The sequence below is a fragment of the Bradyrhizobium sp. LA6.1 genome, assembly GCF_040547805.1.
Taxonomy (GTDB): domain Bacteria; phylum Pseudomonadota; class Alphaproteobacteria; order Rhizobiales; family Xanthobacteraceae; genus Bradyrhizobium; species Bradyrhizobium barranii.
In genome coordinates, this window is the sequence record NZ_JBEPQK010000013.1 from 37408 (window position 1) to 54438 (window position 17031).

The 17031-nt window shown below is 65.7% G+C and carries 19 protein-coding genes; 8 read left to right on the plus strand and 11 right to left on the minus strand.

The features are described from left to right. Positions 1-52: 52 nt before the first annotated feature. The 4 genes from uvrB to ABIB99_RS27875 form a co-directional block, all read right to left on the minus strand. A complete protein-coding gene (gene uvrB, locus ABIB99_RS27860; protein WP_354178450.1) occupies positions 53-3010 on the minus strand; it encodes an excinuclease ABC subunit UvrB in 2958 nt (985 codons plus the stop codon). 89 nt (positions 3011-3099) lie between these two features. Beyond that, entirely contained in the window at positions 3100-3330 is a 231-nt protein-coding gene (locus ABIB99_RS27865; RefSeq protein WP_063985544.1) for a hypothetical protein, read from the minus strand. A gap of 54 nt (positions 3331-3384) precedes the next feature. Continuing rightward, complete coding sequence (locus ABIB99_RS27870; RefSeq protein ID WP_071909573.1) at positions 3385-3612, minus strand: hypothetical protein; 228 nt, start codon at positions 3610-3612, stop codon at positions 3385-3387. A 124-nt stretch (positions 3613-3736) separates the two neighbouring features. Continuing rightward, positions 3737-4654 (minus strand): LysR substrate-binding domain-containing protein, encoded by a 918-nt coding sequence (locus tag ABIB99_RS27875; protein WP_063985542.1) that lies wholly within the window; start codon positions 4652-4654, stop codon positions 3737-3739. Between the two features lie 307 nt (positions 4655-4961). On the opposite strand from ABIB99_RS27875, the gene ABIB99_RS27880 reads away from it, so the two are divergent. From ABIB99_RS27880 to ABIB99_RS27890, 3 genes are all read left to right on the plus strand, one after another. Next, positions 4962-5741, plus strand: a complete 780-nt coding sequence (locus tag ABIB99_RS27880) for a sulfite exporter TauE/SafE family protein (protein WP_208084551.1) — start codon at positions 4962-4964, stop codon at positions 5739-5741. Then, entirely contained in the window at positions 5738-5968 is a 231-nt protein-coding gene (locus ABIB99_RS27885) for a hypothetical protein (RefSeq protein WP_208084552.1), read from the plus strand. Before ABIB99_RS27880 ends, ABIB99_RS27885 begins: the two co-directional genes overlap by 4 nt. Positions 5969-6153: 185 nt before the next feature. Continuing rightward, complete coding sequence (locus ABIB99_RS27890) at positions 6154-6852, plus strand: glutathione S-transferase family protein (protein ID WP_354178453.1); 699 nt, start codon at positions 6154-6156, stop codon at positions 6850-6852. 174 nt (positions 6853-7026) lie between these two features. Here the strand turns inward: ABIB99_RS27890 and ABIB99_RS27895 are convergent, their stop codons facing one another. Further along, positions 7027-7245 carry a cysteine-rich CWC family protein gene (locus ABIB99_RS27895; RefSeq protein WP_354178455.1) on the minus strand — a complete coding sequence of 73 codons (219 nt, stop codon included), beginning with the start codon at positions 7243-7245 and terminating at the stop codon, positions 7027-7029. Between the two features lie 114 nt (positions 7246-7359). Between ABIB99_RS27895 and ABIB99_RS27900 the strand changes: the two genes are divergently transcribed. From ABIB99_RS27900 to hmuQ, 3 genes are all read left to right on the plus strand, one after another. Then, positions 7360-8916, plus strand: coding sequence for a DUF1800 domain-containing protein (locus tag ABIB99_RS27900; protein WP_354178457.1), 1557 nt, complete (start codon positions 7360-7362; stop codon positions 8914-8916). A 2-nt stretch (positions 8917-8918) separates the two neighbouring features. Further along, a complete protein-coding gene (locus tag ABIB99_RS27905; RefSeq protein WP_354178459.1) occupies positions 8919-10136 on the plus strand; it encodes a DUF1501 domain-containing protein in 1218 nt (405 codons plus the stop codon). Positions 10137-10222: 86 nt separating this feature from the next. After that, positions 10223-10546, plus strand: coding sequence for a heme-degrading protein HmuQ (gene hmuQ / locus ABIB99_RS27910; protein WP_028151824.1), 324 nt, complete (start codon positions 10223-10225; stop codon positions 10544-10546). Positions 10547-10564: 18 nt separating this feature from the next. On the opposite strand, the gene ABIB99_RS27915 is transcribed toward hmuQ, so the two are convergent. From ABIB99_RS27915 to ABIB99_RS27940, 6 genes are all read right to left on the minus strand, one after another. Then, positions 10565-11506: an aldo/keto reductase gene (locus ABIB99_RS27915; protein WP_354178462.1), complete on the minus strand. Its 942-nt coding sequence runs from the start codon at positions 11504-11506 to the stop codon at positions 10565-10567. Positions 11507-11769: 263 nt separating this feature from the next. Further along, entirely contained in the window at positions 11770-12225 is a 456-nt protein-coding gene (locus ABIB99_RS27920; RefSeq protein ID WP_014492036.1) for a GNAT family N-acetyltransferase, read from the minus strand. Between the two features lie 87 nt (positions 12226-12312). Next, complete coding sequence (locus ABIB99_RS27925; RefSeq protein WP_354178464.1) at positions 12313-13125, minus strand: PAS-domain containing protein; 813 nt, start codon at positions 13123-13125, stop codon at positions 12313-12315. Between the two features lie 128 nt (positions 13126-13253). Then, on the minus strand, positions 13254-13400 hold the full coding sequence (locus ABIB99_RS27930) for a hypothetical protein (RefSeq protein ID WP_162137015.1): 147 nt from the start codon (positions 13398-13400) through the stop codon (positions 13254-13256). Between the two features lie 85 nt (positions 13401-13485). After that, the gene (locus ABIB99_RS27935) at positions 13486-13662 is read right to left on the minus strand and encodes a hypothetical protein (RefSeq protein WP_014492039.1); all 177 of its coding nucleotides are present in this window, start codon (positions 13660-13662) and stop codon (positions 13486-13488) included. 152 nt (positions 13663-13814) lie between these two features. After that, entirely contained in the window at positions 13815-14465 is a 651-nt protein-coding gene (locus ABIB99_RS27940) for a glutathione S-transferase family protein (protein ID WP_071909583.1), read from the minus strand. A 562-nt stretch (positions 14466-15027) separates the two neighbouring features. On the opposite strand from ABIB99_RS27940, the gene ABIB99_RS27945 reads away from it, so the two are divergent. Together ABIB99_RS27945 and ABIB99_RS27950 are read left to right on the plus strand one after the other, a co-directional pair. Continuing rightward, a complete protein-coding gene (locus tag ABIB99_RS27945) occupies positions 15028-16230 on the plus strand; it encodes a pyridoxal phosphate-dependent aminotransferase (protein ID WP_039157959.1) in 1203 nt (400 codons plus the stop codon). A 172-nt stretch (positions 16231-16402) separates the two neighbouring features. Continuing rightward, positions 16403-16885: a DUF992 domain-containing protein gene (locus ABIB99_RS27950; protein ID WP_063985534.1), complete on the plus strand. Its 483-nt coding sequence runs from the start codon at positions 16403-16405 to the stop codon at positions 16883-16885. The last annotated feature ends 146 nt before the right edge of the window (positions 16886-17031 follow it).

The following is a 17031-nucleotide window of genomic DNA, read 5'->3' on the forward strand; positions in this document are numbered from 1 at the left end:
AGCGCGAGCCCGGAATCCATAGCCACGACAAGCGCGGACGATACTCCGTCGCCTACCTCTTCTTCCACCCACCCCGCCGTCCCGGCTGCCCGCCCGTCGACTTCGGCGCCGGCCCGAACTCGGGCCCGGACTGTCTTGAGTCCGTCGGCTGGATGATCCGGCTCGTGCTGCCGAACGGTTTTGCCGGCAGGCTCGGGTTTTCGCGGTAGGGCAAAGACTCCGGCCCATGCATCTCGTCGAGATGCGGCTTGTGCACCTTCGAGCCGCTGCCGCCGCCGCTCGCTTTCAGCGCGGAGCTCACGGTTTTCTTCTTCATCGCGCTGACGGGCAGGTTGGCGGCGTCGCCGTACTTCTTGGTGCCGGCATAGGCGCCGGCCTTGCCCTGCACCGTGCGCTGCTTGACGGTGGGATCGTCGACCACTGCGAGCTCGGTGGCGCGCAGGCGCTTGACTTCGTCGCGCAGGCGGGCGGCTTCCTCGAAGTTCAGATCGGCGGCGGCCTCGCGCATGCGGGTTTCGAGATCGGCGAGCACGGCTTCAAAATTGTGGCCGATCGAGATGACGTCGTCGGTCATGTCGTGGCCGCCGACCTCGACCAGCACGTGGTCGCGCTCGTAGACCGAGTTGAGGATGTCGCCGATCTGCTTCTTCACGCTCTCCGGCGTGATGCCGTTGGCGGTGTTGTACTCGACCTGTTTTTCGCGGCGGCGGTTGGTTTCCGCGATGGCGCGCTCCATCGAGCCCGTCATCTGGTCGGCGTAGAGGATCACCTTGCCGTCGACGTTGCGCGCGGCGCGGCCGATGGTCTGGATCAGCGAGGTCTCGCTGCGCAGAAAGCCTTCCTTGTCGGCGTCCAAAATCGCGACCAGTGCGCATTCGGGAATGTCGAGGCCCTCGCGGAGCAGGTTGATGCCGACCAGCGCGTCGAAGGCGCCCAAGCGAAGATCCCTGATGATCTCGATACGCTCGATGGTGTCGATATCGGAGTGCATGTAGCGAACGCGAATACCCTGCTCATGCAGATATTCGGTGAGGTCCTCCGCCATGCGCTTTGTCAGCACCGTGATCAGCGAGCGATAGCCGGCCTGGGCGGTCGCGCGCACCTCGCCGACGAGATCGTCGACCTGGGTGCGGGCGGGGCGGATATTAACGGGAGGATCAATAAGTCCGGTCGGGCGAATGACCTGCTCGACGAACACGCCGCCGCTCTCGTTCAATTCCCAGGCGCTCGGCGTGGCCGACACCGCGACCGTCTGCGGCCGCATCATGTCCCACTCCTCGAAGCGGAGCGGGCGGTTGTCCATGCAGGAGGGCAGGCGGAAGCCATACTCGGCCAGCGTCGCCTTGCGGCGGAAGTCGCCGCGGAACATGCCGCCGATCTGCGGCACGGTGACGTGGCTCTCGTCGGCGAACACCAGCGCGTTGTCGGGGACGTATTCGAATAGCGTCGGCGGCGGCTCGCCGGGCAGGCGCCCGGTGAGATAGCGCGAATAGTTTTCGATGCCGGCGCAGCTTCCGGTCGCCTCCATCATCTCGAGATCGAAGGTGGTGCGCTGCTCCAGCCGCTGCGCCTCCAGCAGGCGGCCCTGGTCGTGCAGCTGGTCGAGCCGCTGCTTCAATTCTGATTTGATCGACTTGATCGCCTGCACCAGCGTCGGGCGCGGCGTCACGTAGTGCGAGTTGGCGTACATCTTGATGAATTCGAGCTCGTCCTGCTTGTGGCCGGTGAGCGGATCGAACTCCTCGATGGTCTCGATGGTGTCGCCGAACAGGTTCACGCGCCAGGCCCGGTCTTCATAGTGCGCCGGGAAGATGTCGATGACGTCGCCGCGGACGCGGAAGGTACCGCGGGTAAAATCGGCCTGGGTGCGCTTGTACTGGAGGGCGACGAGGTCGGCGATCAGCTGGCGCTGGTCGATGCGCTCGCCCTTCTTCAGCGCGAAGGTCATCGCGGTGTAGGTCTCGACCGAGCCGATACCGTAGATGCAGGACACCGACGCCACGATGATGACGTCGTCGCGTTCGAGCAGCGCGCGCGTCGCCGAATGGCGCATGCGGTCGATCTGCTCGTTGATCGAGGAGTCCTTTTCGATGTAGGTGTCCGTGCGCGGAACGTAGGCTTCCGGCTGGTAGTAGTCGTAATAGCTGACGAAATATTCGACGGCGTTGTCGGGGAAGAAGCTCCTGAACTCGCCATAGAGCTGGGCGGCGAGCGTCTTGTTCGGCGCCAGGATGATGGCGGGCCGCTGCGTCGCCTCGATCACCTTGGCCATGGTGTAGGTCTTGCCTGAGCCGGTGACGCCGAGCAGCACCTGCGAGCGGTCGTTACGCTGGATGCCTTCGACCAGCTCGGCGATCGCGGTCGGCTGGTCGCCGCGCGGCTGGTACGGCGATTTGATCTCGAAGCGCACGCCGCCTTCGGACTTTTCCGGGCGCGGCGGGCGGTGCGGCGTCCACACCTTGGTGGAGCCGTCGTCCCTGCGGAACTCCGGCCGGCCCTCGCGGATCAGCGATTCCAGCGCGTCGGCGGTCGCCTTGACGCCGAGCGCCTCCATCTTGGTACGTGGCGGACGCGCCAGCGCCTCGGCATCGTCCTCTTCGGTGGGAAGCCCGAGCTGCCGCGCCAGTTCCGGATCGAGCGTCGGGATCGTGGCCGCGGTGCCGTAATTGGCCTGCGGCGCTTCTTCAAAGCCTTCGGTGGTCGCGCGCGCGCCCGGCGGCTGCGGATTCGGCCGCAGCGGCATCGGCTTGGCATTATCCTGCGGAAACTCCTTTGGCGTCGAGGCGCGTGCGCGATGGGCGGCAGCCTCGCCCCCGGCGCGGCGGTCGCGCGAATTGTCCGGCGGCGGCTGCAGCCCGGTGCCCGATCCCAGCCCGGCATCGCCGCGATTGATCGCGGGATTGAGCAACTCGGCCAGCGCCGGCCCGATCGGCTGCACGTCAGGCCGATGTGCCTTGGAGTTCGGGGCCTTGGATTTGGGGGATTTCGGGGGAGCAGGTTTCTTCGCCATGCCCCGAATATGGGACGAGTCAGCGCTTCAGAAAAGAGCGAATGCCCGTCCGTGCTCAGGCTGCTGACAGCAGGTTGGCAGCAGCCTCTTTACGCCGCCGGCGGCGGGGCCTCGTCGTCGTTGCTCGCCCGGTGCGGCTCGAGGATGTCGAGATGGATCCCGCCGCAATCGGTGCAGCGCATGGTCCAGTACTCGCACCCGGCGCGGCCGCCGATCACGCGAAGCACCGCGAGATCGCCATCGCATTCGGGACATTTCGACAGCACATTGCGAGCGTAGATCCTCGGCCGCGGCGTGTCTTCGAATTCGATGACTGACATGACCGGTTCCCCCTTTATGCTGCGCTGTCCCTTGGTTCGCTTGGAGTCCCGCGCTTATTCGTCGTCGTGGTCGTCGGCCCGCCGGCGGAAGCGGTCGATGTGGTGCTTGGCATCGGCGATCGCCGCGTTCTGATCCGGCCAGGCGAAACCGACTTCCATGGCCGGAAACAGCACGCCGTCGATGGCGAGGGGGCTGAGATCGGCGCGGCGGATGCGGGCATGCCAGAGGCCTTTGCCGGCCTCGAAGGATTCGATGTCAAAGCCGTCGTAGATGGTCGTCATTGTAGTCCCCAAATGTTCCGTAAGTGTCTTGTTGAAGGGTCAGGGGACCACGTTTGGCGGGTTCAGTATGTGAAGCCATTCACAAGCGGCCGGCTTTTTTGCCCAGGGCCTCGTGGAACGGGCGTCAGTTCCGCGGCGCGGCGCGGCCGATCCGCCTGGCGGGGCGTGCGGCGGGCTCCGAGGCCGCCCGCATGATCCAGCGCCGGAACGCGGCGAAGTCGCGCTGCTCGGTCTGAAAACTGCGATACAGCAGGTACCAGCGCATGCCCTTGGGAACCGAGAGATCGAACGGCGCGACCAGCCGGCCGGCGGCGAGATCGTCGTCGATATAGGGCCGGATGCCCATGGCGATGCCGAGGCCGTCGGCGGCGGCCTGGAGCGCCTGGCCGTAGAACTGGAATTCCGGTCCGCGCGCGTTGATGCGGGTGAGGTTCGCGGCCTTGAGCCAGATCGGCCAATCCTCCGGCGAATGCGTAACGCGGATCAGGCCTGGCCCTTTGAGGTCGGCGGGCCGCTTCAGGCCGGTGGCGAGGCGAGGCACGCAGACCGGCGTGAGGTCGCCGGCGAATAGCGGCTCGGCGACCAGGCCGGGCCAGTCGCCGGTGCCGAGCTTGATGCCGCAGCTCCAGTCCTCGCCGAATGGGACCTCGGCACCGCCGGTGGTGAAACGCACCTCGATGTCGGGCTCCTCGCTGCGAAACTCCGACAGCCGCGGGATCAGCCAGCGCATCGCAAACGTATGTCCGACGCCGATGGTGAGCACGCGGACGCTGGAGGGCGCCGTCACCTGCGCGGTGAGGCTTGCCAGCGCGTCGAAGATCGGCGTCAGCCCGCCTTGATAGGCGCGGCCTGCCTGCGTCAGCACGAGCTTGTTGGCTTTGCGCTCGAACAGCGCGACGCCGAGACGTTCCTCCAGCAGATGCACCATGCGGCTGACAGCCGCCGCCGACACGCTGAGCTCGAGCCCGGCCGCCGCAAAGCTGCCGGTCCGCGCCGCCGCCTCGAATGCCTTGATGCCGTTGAGAAACAGCAGCCGCCGCAAATGACCCACCCTCAGGAAAGCTGATGCAAGGCCAAGATAACTCAGTTTGCGAAGCCGGGGCAAGCGAGGCACAAGAATGAGAGTAATTCCAAGTTGTGTTTCGGGGCCGCCGCCGCGTTCTTCGCCTCTCCCCGCACGCGGGGAGAGGCCGGAGTTTGCGAGAGCAGATTCCGGGTGAGGGGGACGCTCCGCGAGTCCCTCTGCCACCTTCCTTGCGGAGACTCCCCCTCACCCCACCCTCTCCCCGCAAGCGGGGCGAGGGTGTGATGCAGCCTTCGTTCCTTACGCGTTTGCAGGAGAATCTCTCGTGACGCCCATCATGATCGCTGCCCTTGGATTGCTGATGGTCGCCACCGCGTTCCTGTCGGGGCTGTTCGGCATGGCGGGCGGTTTGATCCTGATCGGCGTGCTGCTGGCGCTGATGCCGCTGCCGACCGCGATGGTGCTGCATGCGATCACGCAGATGGCCTCGAACGGCTGGCGCGCGTTCCTGTGGCGCGCGCATATCCGCTGGCGGCCGGTCGCGAACTACATGGTCGGCGCTGCCGTCGCGCTCGCGGCCTGGTCGCTCACCCGCTACGTGCCGGACAAGCCGATGGCGCTGCTGCTGCTCGGCGTCACCCCGTTCATGGCGCGGCTGCTGCCGTCGAACATCAAGCCGGATCCTGACCGTCTCTGGCAGGGCACCGTCTATGGCACGATCTGCATGGGCTTGATGCTGATGACCGGCGTGTCGGGACCGTTGCTCGACACCTTCTTCCTCGGCGGCGATTTCGGCCGGCGCGAGAAGGTGGCGACCAAGGCGATGTGCCAGCTCGTCAGCCATTTCACCAAGCTCGTCTATTTCGGCGGCATCATCGACCAGGCCGCGAGCCTCGATCCCGTGCTCGCCGGCGTCGCGATTCTCGCCTCGATGCTCGGCACCACGCTGGCGCGGCGCATCCTCGAAGCCATGACCGACCAGCAATTCGTGGCCTGGTCGAACAAGCTGATCACCACCATCGCCTGCTACTACATCGCCTATGGCGGCTGGCTCCTGCTTCGTACCCCGGTGCTGGCGGCCTTCGACAAGGGAGGTTTGCAATGAGCGAGACGGCCGACCCGCTGGTGCTGGACTTCGTCGAATGGATCGCGCGCGAGCCGCGCGCCTATGCCGAGGTGATCGCGACCTGGAAGACCTCGTGCCCGCGCCTCACCATCTGGGAAGACGCCGCCGAGCGCGGCTACGTCACCCGCGAAACGATTGCAGGCGTGGGGCTGATCATCGCGGTGACGACGGACGGCGAGAGGTTGCTGCGCACGAACGGGCGGTGACACACACCTCCGCCTCCACATCGTCATTGCGAGCGCAAGCGAAGCAATCCAGAATGGGAGACCCTCACCCTGAGGAGCGCGCATCTTGCGCGCGTCTCGAAGGGAGAGGCCGAGATCGGGCCTTCATCCTTCGAGACGCGCGTTCCGCGCTCCTCAGGATGAGGGTCTGGCAGGGAAGGCCTTTCATGTCGCTCAAGCTCTTCGAACTCGTCGGTACCGATGCCGCGCGCCCGTTCAGCCCGTATTGCTGGCGCACGCGGATGGCGCTGGCGCACAAGGGCCTGTCGGCGGAATCGCTGCCCTGGCGCTTCACCGAGAAGAGCGCGATATCGCCGCACGGCTCGGAGAGGGTCCCGGTGCTGCTGCATCATGACAAGCCCGTGATCGATTCCTGGGCGATCGCGAATTATCTCGAAGACAATTTTCCAGACCATCCGTCCCTGTTCGGCGGCGACGGCGGCCGCGCCATGGCGCGCATGCTCAACGCCTGGGGCGACATCGCCATCGTCGGCGGTATCTTTCCGCTGATCATCGCCGACATCCCGAAGAACCTCGCGGAGGCCGATGCCACCTATTTCCGCCAGTCGCGCGAGGCGCGCTTTGGCGGCAAAACGCTGGAAGACGTGATGGCGGGCCGCGACACCGGCGTCGTCGCGTTTCGCAAATCGCTCGAGGTGATGCGGCAGACCCTGAAGAGGCAGCCCTTCATCGGCGGCAGGGCGCCGAACTATGCCGACTACATCGTGTTCGGCGGTTTTCAGTGGGCGCGTGTGGTGAGCCCGTTCAGGCTGCTGGAAGTGGATGACCCCGTCTATGCGTGGCGCGAAAAACTGCTCGACGCGTTCGACGGCATGGCGCGGACATCGCCGGGGCACGCGGTGTAGGCCGAGGTCTCTCCACACCGTCGTCCCTGCGAACGCAGGGACCCATACCGCGTGATTTATCGGTTAGGGATGGTCGTAGTACCAAGCGATCAGTCTTCGCCTAACGTCTCCCTGTGGTTATGGGTCCCCTGCGTTCGCAGGGACGACAGCGACAATGTGGCGATCTTCTCGCGCTCAATGAGCAGCGTTCACCGCCTCCGCCGCCGCCTTCCTCAGACATTCCCGGCACAAACAATCCTCGCCCTTGATCGGCATCGGCAGCCGCGCCGTTTCCTCCGCGCACCAGCAGTTTCCCGAGAGATCGCAGCCGAACTCGGCGCCGCAGCGGGAGCAGGCGAGGCGGCGCGGTTCCGGCAAGGGAAAATCGGAGGGAAATTCTTTCGGATTTGTCATGATTTGCCCAAAGGCTTCGCCGTCATTTTCATGCCGGGTTCATCTCCCGCTACGGTATATTAGGCGCTGCGCTCAGACTCGGAAAGCGGTTGGCAACGCGCGAAGGACACATCGATGGCCCGCGATTCGCAAGCTGCCCTCGTCGCGCTCAACCGTTTCGGTTTCGGAGCGCGCGGCGGGGCGTCCGGCGATCTCATCAACGCGGCCTCCGATCCGCGCGGCTTCGTGAAGGCGGAACTCGCGCGCCCTAATGGCGTGCTGCTGGAAGCGCCGGGGCTGCAATCGACGCCGCAACTCGGCCAGGCCGTGTTCGCCTATCAGGATCAGGTCAAGCAGGCCCGCGAGGCCGCGAAGGCCGCTGCGCCCGCTGAAGGGGCGCAGCAGGCACCGGCCGATCAGAAGCCGGGGCTGCGCCGCAATCTTTCGCTCAACGCGGCCGCGACCGAGATCGCCGGCCAGATGGCCGAGGCCAAGCCCGCCGACAATGCGGCGAAGCCGGATACGATGCAGCCCAACGCTGCCGCGCCCCCTGCCGCCAAGCCCGCGCCGCAGCCGCTCAACGTGATCCAGAAAACCTTTCGCGCCGAGACGCTGGCGCGCTTGCAACGCGCGACGCTGGTCGAGTGCGGCTTCACCGAGCGGCTGGTGGTGTTCTGGTCCAACCATTTCTGCATCTCCGCGAGCAAGGGCGAGCTCGCGCGGATCTGGGCCGGCGCGTTCGAGCGCGAGGCGATCCGGCCGCATGTGCTCGGGCGCTTCGCCGACATGCTCAAGGCCGTCGAGCAGCATCCGGCGATGCTGTTCTTCCTCGACAACCAGCAATCGCTCGGGCCGGACTCGCGCGCCGGGCAAAACCGCAAGCGCGGGCTGAACGAGAATCTCGCGCGCGAGATCATGGAGCTGCATACGCTCGGCGTCGGCGGCGGCTACACGCAGGACGACGTCACCTCGCTCGCGCGCATCATCACCGGCTGGACCTTTGCCGGAAGGCAGGGGCAGCTCGGCACGCCCGGCTCCTTCGTGTTCAACGTCAATGCGCACCAGCCCGGGCCGCAAATCCTGCTCGGCAAGACCTACGGGCCGACCGGCCTTGCGCAAGGCGAGGCCGCGCTCGCCGACATCGCGCGCCATCCCTCGACCGCCAATTTCATCGCCACCAAATTCGTCCGCCATTTCGTTGCCGACGATCCGCCGCCGGCGCTCGTGGCGCGATTGCGCGACGTCTTCGTCAAGACCGACGGTAATCTCAAGGCGCTTGCCGCGGCGCTCGTCGATTCCGACGAAGCGTGGAAGGCGCCGTTGACCAAGATGCGCTCGCCCTACGACTTCGTGGTCGCGAGTGGCCGGCTGCTCGCGCGCGTGCCGGAAGATCCCGGCGGCTACCTCAATAACCTGAATCTGCTCGGTCAGCCGCTGTGGTCGCCGGCCGGGCCGAACGGTTTTCCGGATACCAGCGCGGCCTGGGCCGCGCCCGAAGGCATCAAGCTCCGGCTCGACATCGCGGCACAAATGGGCGCGCGGCTTGGGCCCAACATCGATCCGCTCGACCTGCTGGAGTTCGCGGCTGCCGATGCGGCGTCCATCGAGACGCGCAGAACCATCGAGCGCGCGGAGTCGCGGCAGCAGGCGCTGGCGCTGCTGCTGATGTCGCCGGAAATGCAGAGGAGATGAAGATGATCGACTGCGTCGAGAACCGGCTCCTCACCTCGCGCCGCGGCCTGCTGCTCGGCGGCGCGTCCTTCGCGGCCTGGGCCTATCTGCCGAAATTCGCGCGCGCGGCCGGCGGGCGCGATCCGCGATTGATCGTGGTGATCCTGCGCGGCGCGCTCGACGGGCTCTCGACCGTCGCACCGCTCGGTGACCCCGATTATGCCGGCCTGCACGGCTCGATCGCGCTTGCCGCCGACGGCGCGCATCCCGCGATCATGCTCGATACTTTCTTCGCGCTGCATCCGGCGATGCCGGAATTCGCACGCATGTATCGCGACATGCATGCCGCGGTGATCCATGCCGTTGCGACGCCCTATCGCGACCGCTCGCATTTCGATGGCCAGGACGTGCTCGAAAGCGGCTATGCCGGCCCCGGCCGCGTGCAATCCGGCTGGCTCAATCGCGCGCTCGAAGCGCTGCCGCGCGGCGAGCGTGTGTCGAGCGGGCTCGCGGTCGGTCCGACCACGCCGCTGGTATTGCGCGGCAATGCGCCAACCGTCGGCTGGGCGCCGGTGGCGCTGCCGCAGGCCGACGACGACACCGCGATGCGGCTGGTCGATCTCTATCGCCACCGCGATCCCGCGCTGGCATCAGTGCTGTCGCAAGGTCTTCAACTCGACAAGGTCGCGAGCGGCGACGACATGAAGCCAAAGGGTGGCAACCAGGTCGCGCAGATGCGCCAGGTCGCGCGCGGCGCAGCAAAACTGATGGCGGCCGACGACGGCCCGCGCATCGCCGCGCTCGCTTTCGACGGCTGGGATACGCATGCCAATGAGGGCGGCCCGGTCGGGCGTCTGGCCTTCCTGCTCGGCGGCCTCGATGGCGCGCTCGCCGAGTTCGAAAGCGGCCTCGGCGAGCGCTGGCGCGACACCGCAATCGTCGTCGCCACCGAGTTCGGCCGCACCGCGCGCATCAACGGCACCGACGGCACCGATCACGGCACGGGAACGATCGCGCTGCTCGCCGGCGGCGCGGTGAAGGGCGGCCGCGTCATCTCCGACTGGCCCGGCCTCAAGCTTGCGAACTTGTATGAGGGACGCGACCTCAAGCCGACCACGGATTTGCGCTCCGTGATCAAGGGCGTGCTGCAGGGACAGTTCGGCCTGTCCGATCGCGTGCTGGCGGAGACGGTGTTCCCGGACAGCGCCGCAGCGCGGCCGATGAAGGGATTGGTGGTGTAATAACAGCCACCGTCATTCCGGGCCCGTGTCTTGCGGTGCGTCCCGGAATGACGACATGATGAGCCGAGCATCAGGAGATCACCCGCATGTACATCGCCATGAACCGCTTCCGCGTCGCCAAGGGCTCTGAAGCCGCTTTCGAACAGGTCTGGCTCTCGCGCGACACGTTTCTCGACGGGGTGCCGGGCTTCGTCGAATTCCATCTGCTGCGCGGTCCCGAGCTCGAGGACCACACGCTCTATGCCTCGCACACGATCTGGGCGAACCACGCCGCGTTCGAGGCGTGGACCAAGTCGGAGGCGTTTCGCGCGGCGCATCAGCGCGCTGGCGATAACAAGCCGCTCTATCTCGGCCATCCCCAGTTCGAAGGCTTTGAGGTGATGCAGACGGTGGGACGCGGCGCGAAGTAACGCGCCGCGCTTTAAACATCAGCCCTGGGTGATCTTGTCGATCTCCGCCATCTCATCGGCGCTGAGCTTCCACGCGATCGCCTTGACGTTCTGCTCGATCTGCTCGACGCGGGTGGCGCCCGCGATGACGCTCGAGACCTGCGGGCGGCCGGCGAGCCAGGAGAAGGCGAGCTCGAGCATCGAGTGTCCGCGCGCTTGCGCAAAGGCCTGCAGCTTCTCGACGATCGCCTCGTTGCGCGGGGTGACGTAGCGGTCGCGCAGCCGCGGAGTTTGGCCAAAGCGGGTGTCGCCGGGTGCCGCCTCGCCCTTCCTGTATTTGCCGGTCAGAAGTCCGCTGGCGAGCGGGAAGAACGGCAACAGGCCGAGCTTGTATTCCGTTGCTGCCGGCAGCAGGTCCTTCTCGATGTCGCGCACGACCAGGGAATATTCGTCCTGGCAGGAGACGAAGCGGCTGACATTCATCGCGCGTGCGACATACTCCGCTTCCGCAATCCGCCACGCCGGAAAGTTGGAATTGCCGATGTAGCGGACCTTGCCCTGGCGAACGAGATCGTCGAGCGCGCGCAGACTCTCCTCGATCGGCGTCAGCGGGTCATAATCGTGCTGCTGGTAGAGATCGATGTAATCGGTCTTCAGCCGCTTCAGGCTCGCGTCCACGGCCGCCATGATGTAGCGGCGCGAGGCGCCCTGCTTGGTTCCGTCCTCCGCCATCGGCTTGGAGTATTTCGTCGCCAGCACGATGTCCTTGCGGCGATCGCCCAGCACGGCGCCGAGCACGTTTTCCGAGCCGCCCATGGCCGAATAGATGTCGGCAGTGTCGAACAGCGTGATGCCGAGATCGAGCGCGCGGTGGATCACCTTGCGCGAGGCCTCGAGGTCGATGCGCTGGCCGAAATTGTTGCAGCCGAGCCCGACCGCGGACACGCGCAGGCCGGAGGCGCCGAGATTACGAATTTCCATGGGAGGTCCTGTCAGGAGAAAGCGGGCCATTGTGGCCGCGCTGCCCGCTAGCGGCAAGGCGTCGCCTTGCGTTGCTGCCATGCTGCCGGGAACTGAAGCCAAAAAAAATGCGGCCCCTGTCAGACGCGGCGACTGACGGGGACCGCTTTGGGGCGCTTGATCGGTGACGGGGGGCCTGATCAGACGCAGGTGCAACGTAGTCCCGCTATGTTACGCGCGGGTGACAGGCAGAGTTATCCACAGGGACTCCGCGGCTGTCGCGATCAGAAGATCTTGCGATAGACGATGAAGCCGGAGCGCTCGGCGACCTTGTCGTACAGGCTCTGCGCCGTGACGTTGGTCTCGTGCGTCTGCCAGTAGACCCGCGGGGACCCCGCGAGCTTTGCGCGCTCGTAGACGCCGTAGATCAGCGCCGAGGCGACGCCCTTGCCGCGCGAGGCCTCCAGCGTGAACAGGTCCTGCAGATAGCAGGACGGTTCGATCGCCGTGGTGCTGCGGTGAAACAGATAGTTCGTCATGCCGAGCAGCTTGCCGTCGCTCTCGGCGACCAGCCCATGCACCGGCTCATAGCCATCGAAGAAGCGCTGCCACGTCATCCGCGTGATTTCGGGCGCCAGCGCGGTCGGGCCGGAGCGGCCGTAGAAAGCGTTATAGCCATCCCACAACGGCAGCCATTGATCGTAGTCCTGCTTCGTGACGGAGCGAATGGTGAGCGACATGTGAGTTTCCGCGATCTCGGAGGACGCAAGGCGATGAAGCGTCCTTCATACGTGATGATCGCACTGCCGATCAATCGCGCCGTCGCATCACTCCGCGACGCGCAAGTACCGCATCAGCCTGCGGCCCGCGGGATCGCGCAGCGAACGGTAGTACTCGGCGCGCGCGGGCGGGTCGGTGTGGCGCACGAGGTCGGTCACGGGCGTGTAGCTCAGCATGCGCCCGCCATCGGGCAGGACGGCGCAGACGAAGCGCAGCACCTCGCCATTGCGCAAGGCGATGTTGATCGGCGTGGCGTCGCCGATCCGCACCATTTCCATCCGCTGCGCGATGAAGGTGCCGAGCTCATCCTCGGGCAGTTCGAACGCGCCGGTGTCGCGGCTGTGATACATCAGCGCAATGAAGGGCGGCTTGCCGTCGGCCACTTCGTCCGGCAGCGCAAAATAGTCGCGAAATGCGCGGTTGATGAATTCGGCACGCGTCTCGGCGTCGAGCAGCACGATGCCGATATCGACCTGGTCGAGCGCGGCCGACAGCCGTGCGGCGGTGGCGTGGCTCTGGCGCTCGGCGGCGAATGTGCCGAGCAGCCGCTCGCGCATCAGACCGGTGATTGCGGCCGTGCCGGCAGTCGTCACGGCCAGGAGGCCGAGCCGGACCAGATCCGCCGCCGCATAGCCCGGCAGTGCCCGATGGGCCAGAAAGAACAACGCCGCGCCGATCACCGCGACGGCAGCGCTGGTCATGGCGGAAGCGAGACCCGACAGTGAGCCGGCGAGCGCCACGATGCAGACGAACAGGGGCGCAGGCGAGGGAACATGGATATAGCGATCGAGCAGGATCGCCAGCAGCGCAATTGCCGCCGTCAGTGCCGGACCGGAGATCGCACGCCATCCGAACCGCATGGGCCAGTCTCGCTCCTCCCGAACGAGGTAAGGCCGCAACACTGGCCGATCGTTGCGCCCATGCGATGCGATTTCATGCGGTGCGCTTAAGGGGCACTTGCCGGCAAGGGCAAAGCTTTCGGATGATTTTAGGCCAAATGCGCGTGCCTGAGGCGCTGCTGCTGCGCCGGCGCATTCAGCGTCGACGTCCCCGAGCTCTTGCGCACGCCGGTGAAAATCAACAGCGATGCCGCGACCAGAATGGCCGCAGTCAGGGTGATTGCAACGACTACCACAGGCGATTTCATCGGTGTCCTGTCGCGATGCCGGTCGGCGCGGGCCGCGCGGCACCTTGAAGGCGGGTCCGGGATGAAACGGGGATCAGACCGGCAGGCCCATCGCCATGGTCGCCTTGGTCGACAGCACCGTCAGGGTGACGATCAGGCACAGCGAGAGCGCGGCGACGGCGAGCGAGGCCACGACCGCGTTGGTCAGCCGGGAAGACGAAACGGTAACGGTTGGGCCCCGAAAGCCTGCCGTGCCGGACGCCCGAATCATGGTCTAAATCCTTCAACGTGCGAGCGAATCACCCGCGACTCGAACAATTTCCCCGTTTCAACCGGCAATATTGGGGCGGCCATAGCGTCGAAAATGGCGAGAATGCGGCATGGGCTGTCCTTATGCCCGCTATTCCCGGAGCCAGCGCGCCGTCAGGCGCCCGCCGCGATGCTGGCGGGGTCGTCGACGTCGGCGGGCCGCCAGTCCATCGCCACGAAGCCGGGTGCAGCTTCCACGCGCTTCAGCCAGTCCCGGATCGCCGGGAAGGTCGAGAGGTCGTAGTCGCAGCGCTCGGCGAGGTGGGTGTAGCCGTAGAGCGCGATGTCGGCGACCGTGAGCTGGCGGGCGGCGAAATAGGCGTTGGTCTTGAGGTGGTTCTCCATCACCTGGAGCGCGCCATAGCCGCGCTCCATCCAGTCTTCCAGGGAGTGGGTCTGGAGATCGCGGCCGCCCTTGACCAGCGACAGCCAGAAATAGGCGGCGCCGATGTTCGGCTCGAGCGCGTGCTGCTCGAAGAACATCCATTGCAGCGCCTCGGCGCGGTCAATGCGGTTCTCGGGCGCAAGCGGCGTGCCGACCGCGACGTACCAGAGGATGGCGTTGGACTCGGCGAGATAGCGGTCGTCGCCGACCTCAAGCAGCGGCACCTGTCCCGACGGGTTCTTGGTCAGAAAGTCCGGCGTGCGACTCTCGCCGCGCAGAATGTCCACCTCGACTGCTTCGTAAGGCACGCTCAACAGGGCCAGCGCAAGGCGGACCTTGTAGCTGTTGCCGGAGCGTTGCATCGAATAGAGCTTGTACATTCTGGAGTTCGTTCCGAGGACGGGAAGGCGCGGTGTTCGTTGCCCCGCACCGCGGCTAAACAATGATGCCGTTGCGAATCCGCCGCAAGACCCGCGCCATAGAAAAACTCGAAAACCCTACCGCACCGCAATGCCGCGAAAGATCATTTTCGTGCGACGCTGCAAATCAGATCACGCTTGCGTTAGCGCGCGGCCGCACGTTCGTGCGGGACGGTTGAACGATCGTGATCGCTTCGGCCGCTGACGGGCCAAAGTCTTTCAAAGCAAATCGCTCAAAGGTTGTCTCAAGCGTCCTCTCGAGCGTCAGACTGCCGTCAGCTTTATGTCGGCGCGCAATGCGCAAAATTGCTCCGAGGACAGGCCTTGCCGGATATGAGGGATTCCGGCGGTAAAGTTACGGAAAATTGCGGGAAAACGCGCCTAGAAGCGCTCCAGATCCGTAAACTTTTTCGAGATCGGGCCGAAGTTTCTTGCGGCGCAGCGGCACACGTTTTAGGGTGGCTCATTCCCACAATCGGAGTCGTGAGGCCAAAGGGTTCACGACGCTTGTCAGGAGATGACGATGTCCTTCCTTGCCGCTGCGCTCGACCGTGTGAAGCCGTCCGCGACCATCGCGGTCACGGATAAAGCACGTGCGCTGAAAGCGGCGGGCCGCAACGTCATCGGCCTCGGTGCCGGCGAGCCCGACTTCGACACGCCCGCCAACATCAAGCTGGCTGCGATCCATGCCATCGAAGCCGGCAAGACCAAGTACACCGCCGTCGACGGCATTCCCGAGCTGAAGGAAGCCATCATCGGCAAGTTTCAGCGCGAGAACGGCGTGGCCTACAAGCCGAACCAGATCATCGTCGGCACCGGCGGCAAGCAGGTGCTGTACAACGCGCTGATGGCGACCATCAATCCGGGCGACGAGGTGATCATCCCCGCGCCGTACTGGGTCAGCTATCCCGAGATGGTGGCGCTCGCCGGCGGCGAGCCGGTGCCGGTGGTCTGCACCGCCGCGACCGGCTTCAAGCTCCAGGCCGAGGCGCTCGAGCGTGCGATCACGCCGAAGACCAAATGGGTGATCCTGTGCTCGCCGTCGAACCCGACCGGCGCGGCCTACACCAGGACCGAGCTGAAGGCGCTCACCGACGTGCTGGTCAGGCATCCGCATGTGTGGGTGATGACCGACGACATGTACGAGCACCTCGTCTATGACGACTTCCAGTTCACCACGGTCGCGCAGGTCGAGCCGAAACTCTACGACCGCACGCTCACCGTGAACGGAGTGTCGAAGGCCTATTGCATGACCGGCTGGCGCATCGGTTACGCCGGCGGTCCGGCGCAGCTGATCAAGGCGATGTCGACGATCCAGTCGCAGTCGACCTCGAACCCGTCGTCGATCGCACAATGGGCCGCGGTGGAAGCGCTGAACGGTCCGCAGGACTTCATCCCCGCCAACAATAAGGTGTTCAAGGAGCGCCGCGACCTCGTGGTCTCCATGCTCAACCAGGCCAAGGGCATCGAGTGCCCGCGTCCCGAAGGCGCGTTCTACGTCTATCCCTCCTGCGCCGGCACCATCGGCAAGACCGCGCCGTCGGGCAAGGTGATCGACAATGACGAGACCTTCGTGACCGAGTTGCTCGAGACCGAAGGCGTCGCCGTGGTGCAGGGTTCGGCCTTCGGCCTCGGCCCGGCGTTCCGCATCTCCTACGCGACCAAGACCTCGGACCTCGAAGACGCCTGCAAGCGCATCCAGCGCTTCTGCGGTAATCTCCGCTGAGCCCGTCGCAAATACCTATCGAAAAGGCCCGCCTCCGGCGGGCCTTTTTATTGTTTGCACGCTTATCGTCACGCGTGATCTGGCACCACCACGGCTCTTGTGGCATAGACCATCGCGCAACACGGGTGGGGCGCTCTCTCTGCTCGCATCACATTCATCGCCGGAGATATTCATGCGCCGTTCGTTCATCCTCGCCGGGCTCGCCGCGGCCAGCCTCGTTGCCTCCGTCGCAAACAGCGGCGCTCAGCAGCAGCGGATGGTCCGGGTCGGCGTGCTCGAATGCCGCGGCGGCGCCAGCGTTGGCTTCATCGTGGGATCGGTGACCAATCTCGGTTGCGTCCTGCGTGCCGACGGTTTGCCGGAAGATCGCTACGTCGCGACCATTCGTAAAGTGGGCCTCGACATCGGCATCACCCAGGAGACCACGCTGGCCTGGGGCGTGTTCGCGCCGGTCGACCGGCTCGGCCCCGGCGATCTCTCGGGCAATTATGCCGGCGCGCAGGGCAGCGCCTCGGTCGGCGTCGGTATCGGTGGCAACGCGCTGATCGGCGGCTCCAACAATTCGATCGCGCTCCAGCCGCTCAGCGTGCAGGGCCAGGTCGGCCTCAACGTCGCCGCTGGCCTCGAGAGCCTGGAACTCCGTCCGGGTCGTTGACAATTTCGCGTGTGCAGATCGCGTCAGTCCGACGCGATCTCGGCAACGACGCACCGCAGCGATTTTTGATGCTTGCCAAATCTCGGGGACGGGCAGAGCATCGGCGTTTGCCGACCCAATCATGGGCCGAGCTCCACACCAAGGAG

Coding starts and splice junctions, on each gene's coding strand:
- ABIB99_RS27905 (WP_354178459.1), top strand. CDS start 8,919: ATGATCGACTGCGTCGAGAACCGGCTCCTCACCTCGCGCCGCGGCCTG.
- ABIB99_RS27895 (WP_354178455.1), bottom strand. CDS start 7,245: ATGACAAATCCGAAAGAATTTCCCTCCGATTTTCCCTTGCCGGAACCG.
- ABIB99_RS27945 (WP_039157959.1), top strand. CDS start 15,028: ATGTCCTTCCTTGCCGCTGCGCTCGACCGTGTGAAGCCGTCCGCGACC.
- ABIB99_RS27900 (WP_354178457.1), top strand. CDS start 7,360: ATGGCCCGCGATTCGCAAGCTGCCCTCGTCGCGCTCAACCGTTTCGGT.
- hmuQ (WP_028151824.1), top strand. CDS start 10,223: ATGTACATCGCCATGAACCGCTTCCGCGTCGCCAAGGGCTCTGAAGCC.
- ABIB99_RS27920 (WP_014492036.1), bottom strand. CDS start 12,225: ATGTCGCTCACCATTCGCTCCGTCACGAAGCAGGACTACGATCAATGG.
- ABIB99_RS27940 (WP_071909583.1), bottom strand. CDS start 14,465: ATGTACAAGCTCTATTCGATGCAACGCTCCGGCAACAGCTACAAGGTC.
- ABIB99_RS27870 (WP_071909573.1), bottom strand. CDS start 3,612: ATGACGACCATCTACGACGGCTTTGACATCGAATCCTTCGAGGCCGGC.
- ABIB99_RS27915 (WP_354178462.1), bottom strand. CDS start 11,506: ATGGAAATTCGTAATCTCGGCGCCTCCGGCCTGCGCGTGTCCGCGGTC.
- ABIB99_RS27925 (WP_354178464.1), bottom strand. CDS start 13,125: ATGCGGTTCGGATGGCGTGCGATCTCCGGTCCGGCACTGACGGCGGCA.
- ABIB99_RS27890 (WP_354178453.1), top strand. CDS start 6,154: ATGTCGCTCAAGCTCTTCGAACTCGTCGGTACCGATGCCGCGCGCCCG.
- ABIB99_RS27885 (WP_208084552.1), top strand. CDS start 5,738: ATGAGCGAGACGGCCGACCCGCTGGTGCTGGACTTCGTCGAATGGATC.
- ABIB99_RS27865 (WP_063985544.1), bottom strand. CDS start 3,330: ATGTCAGTCATCGAATTCGAAGACACGCCGCGGCCGAGGATCTACGCT.
- ABIB99_RS27950 (WP_063985534.1), top strand. CDS start 16,403: ATGCGCCGTTCGTTCATCCTCGCCGGGCTCGCCGCGGCCAGCCTCGTT.
- ABIB99_RS27935 (WP_014492039.1), bottom strand. CDS start 13,662: ATGATTCGGGCGTCCGGCACGGCAGGCTTTCGGGGCCCAACCGTTACC.
- uvrB (WP_354178450.1), bottom strand. CDS start 3,010: ATGGCGAAGAAACCTGCTCCCCCGAAATCCCCCAAATCCAAGGCCCCG.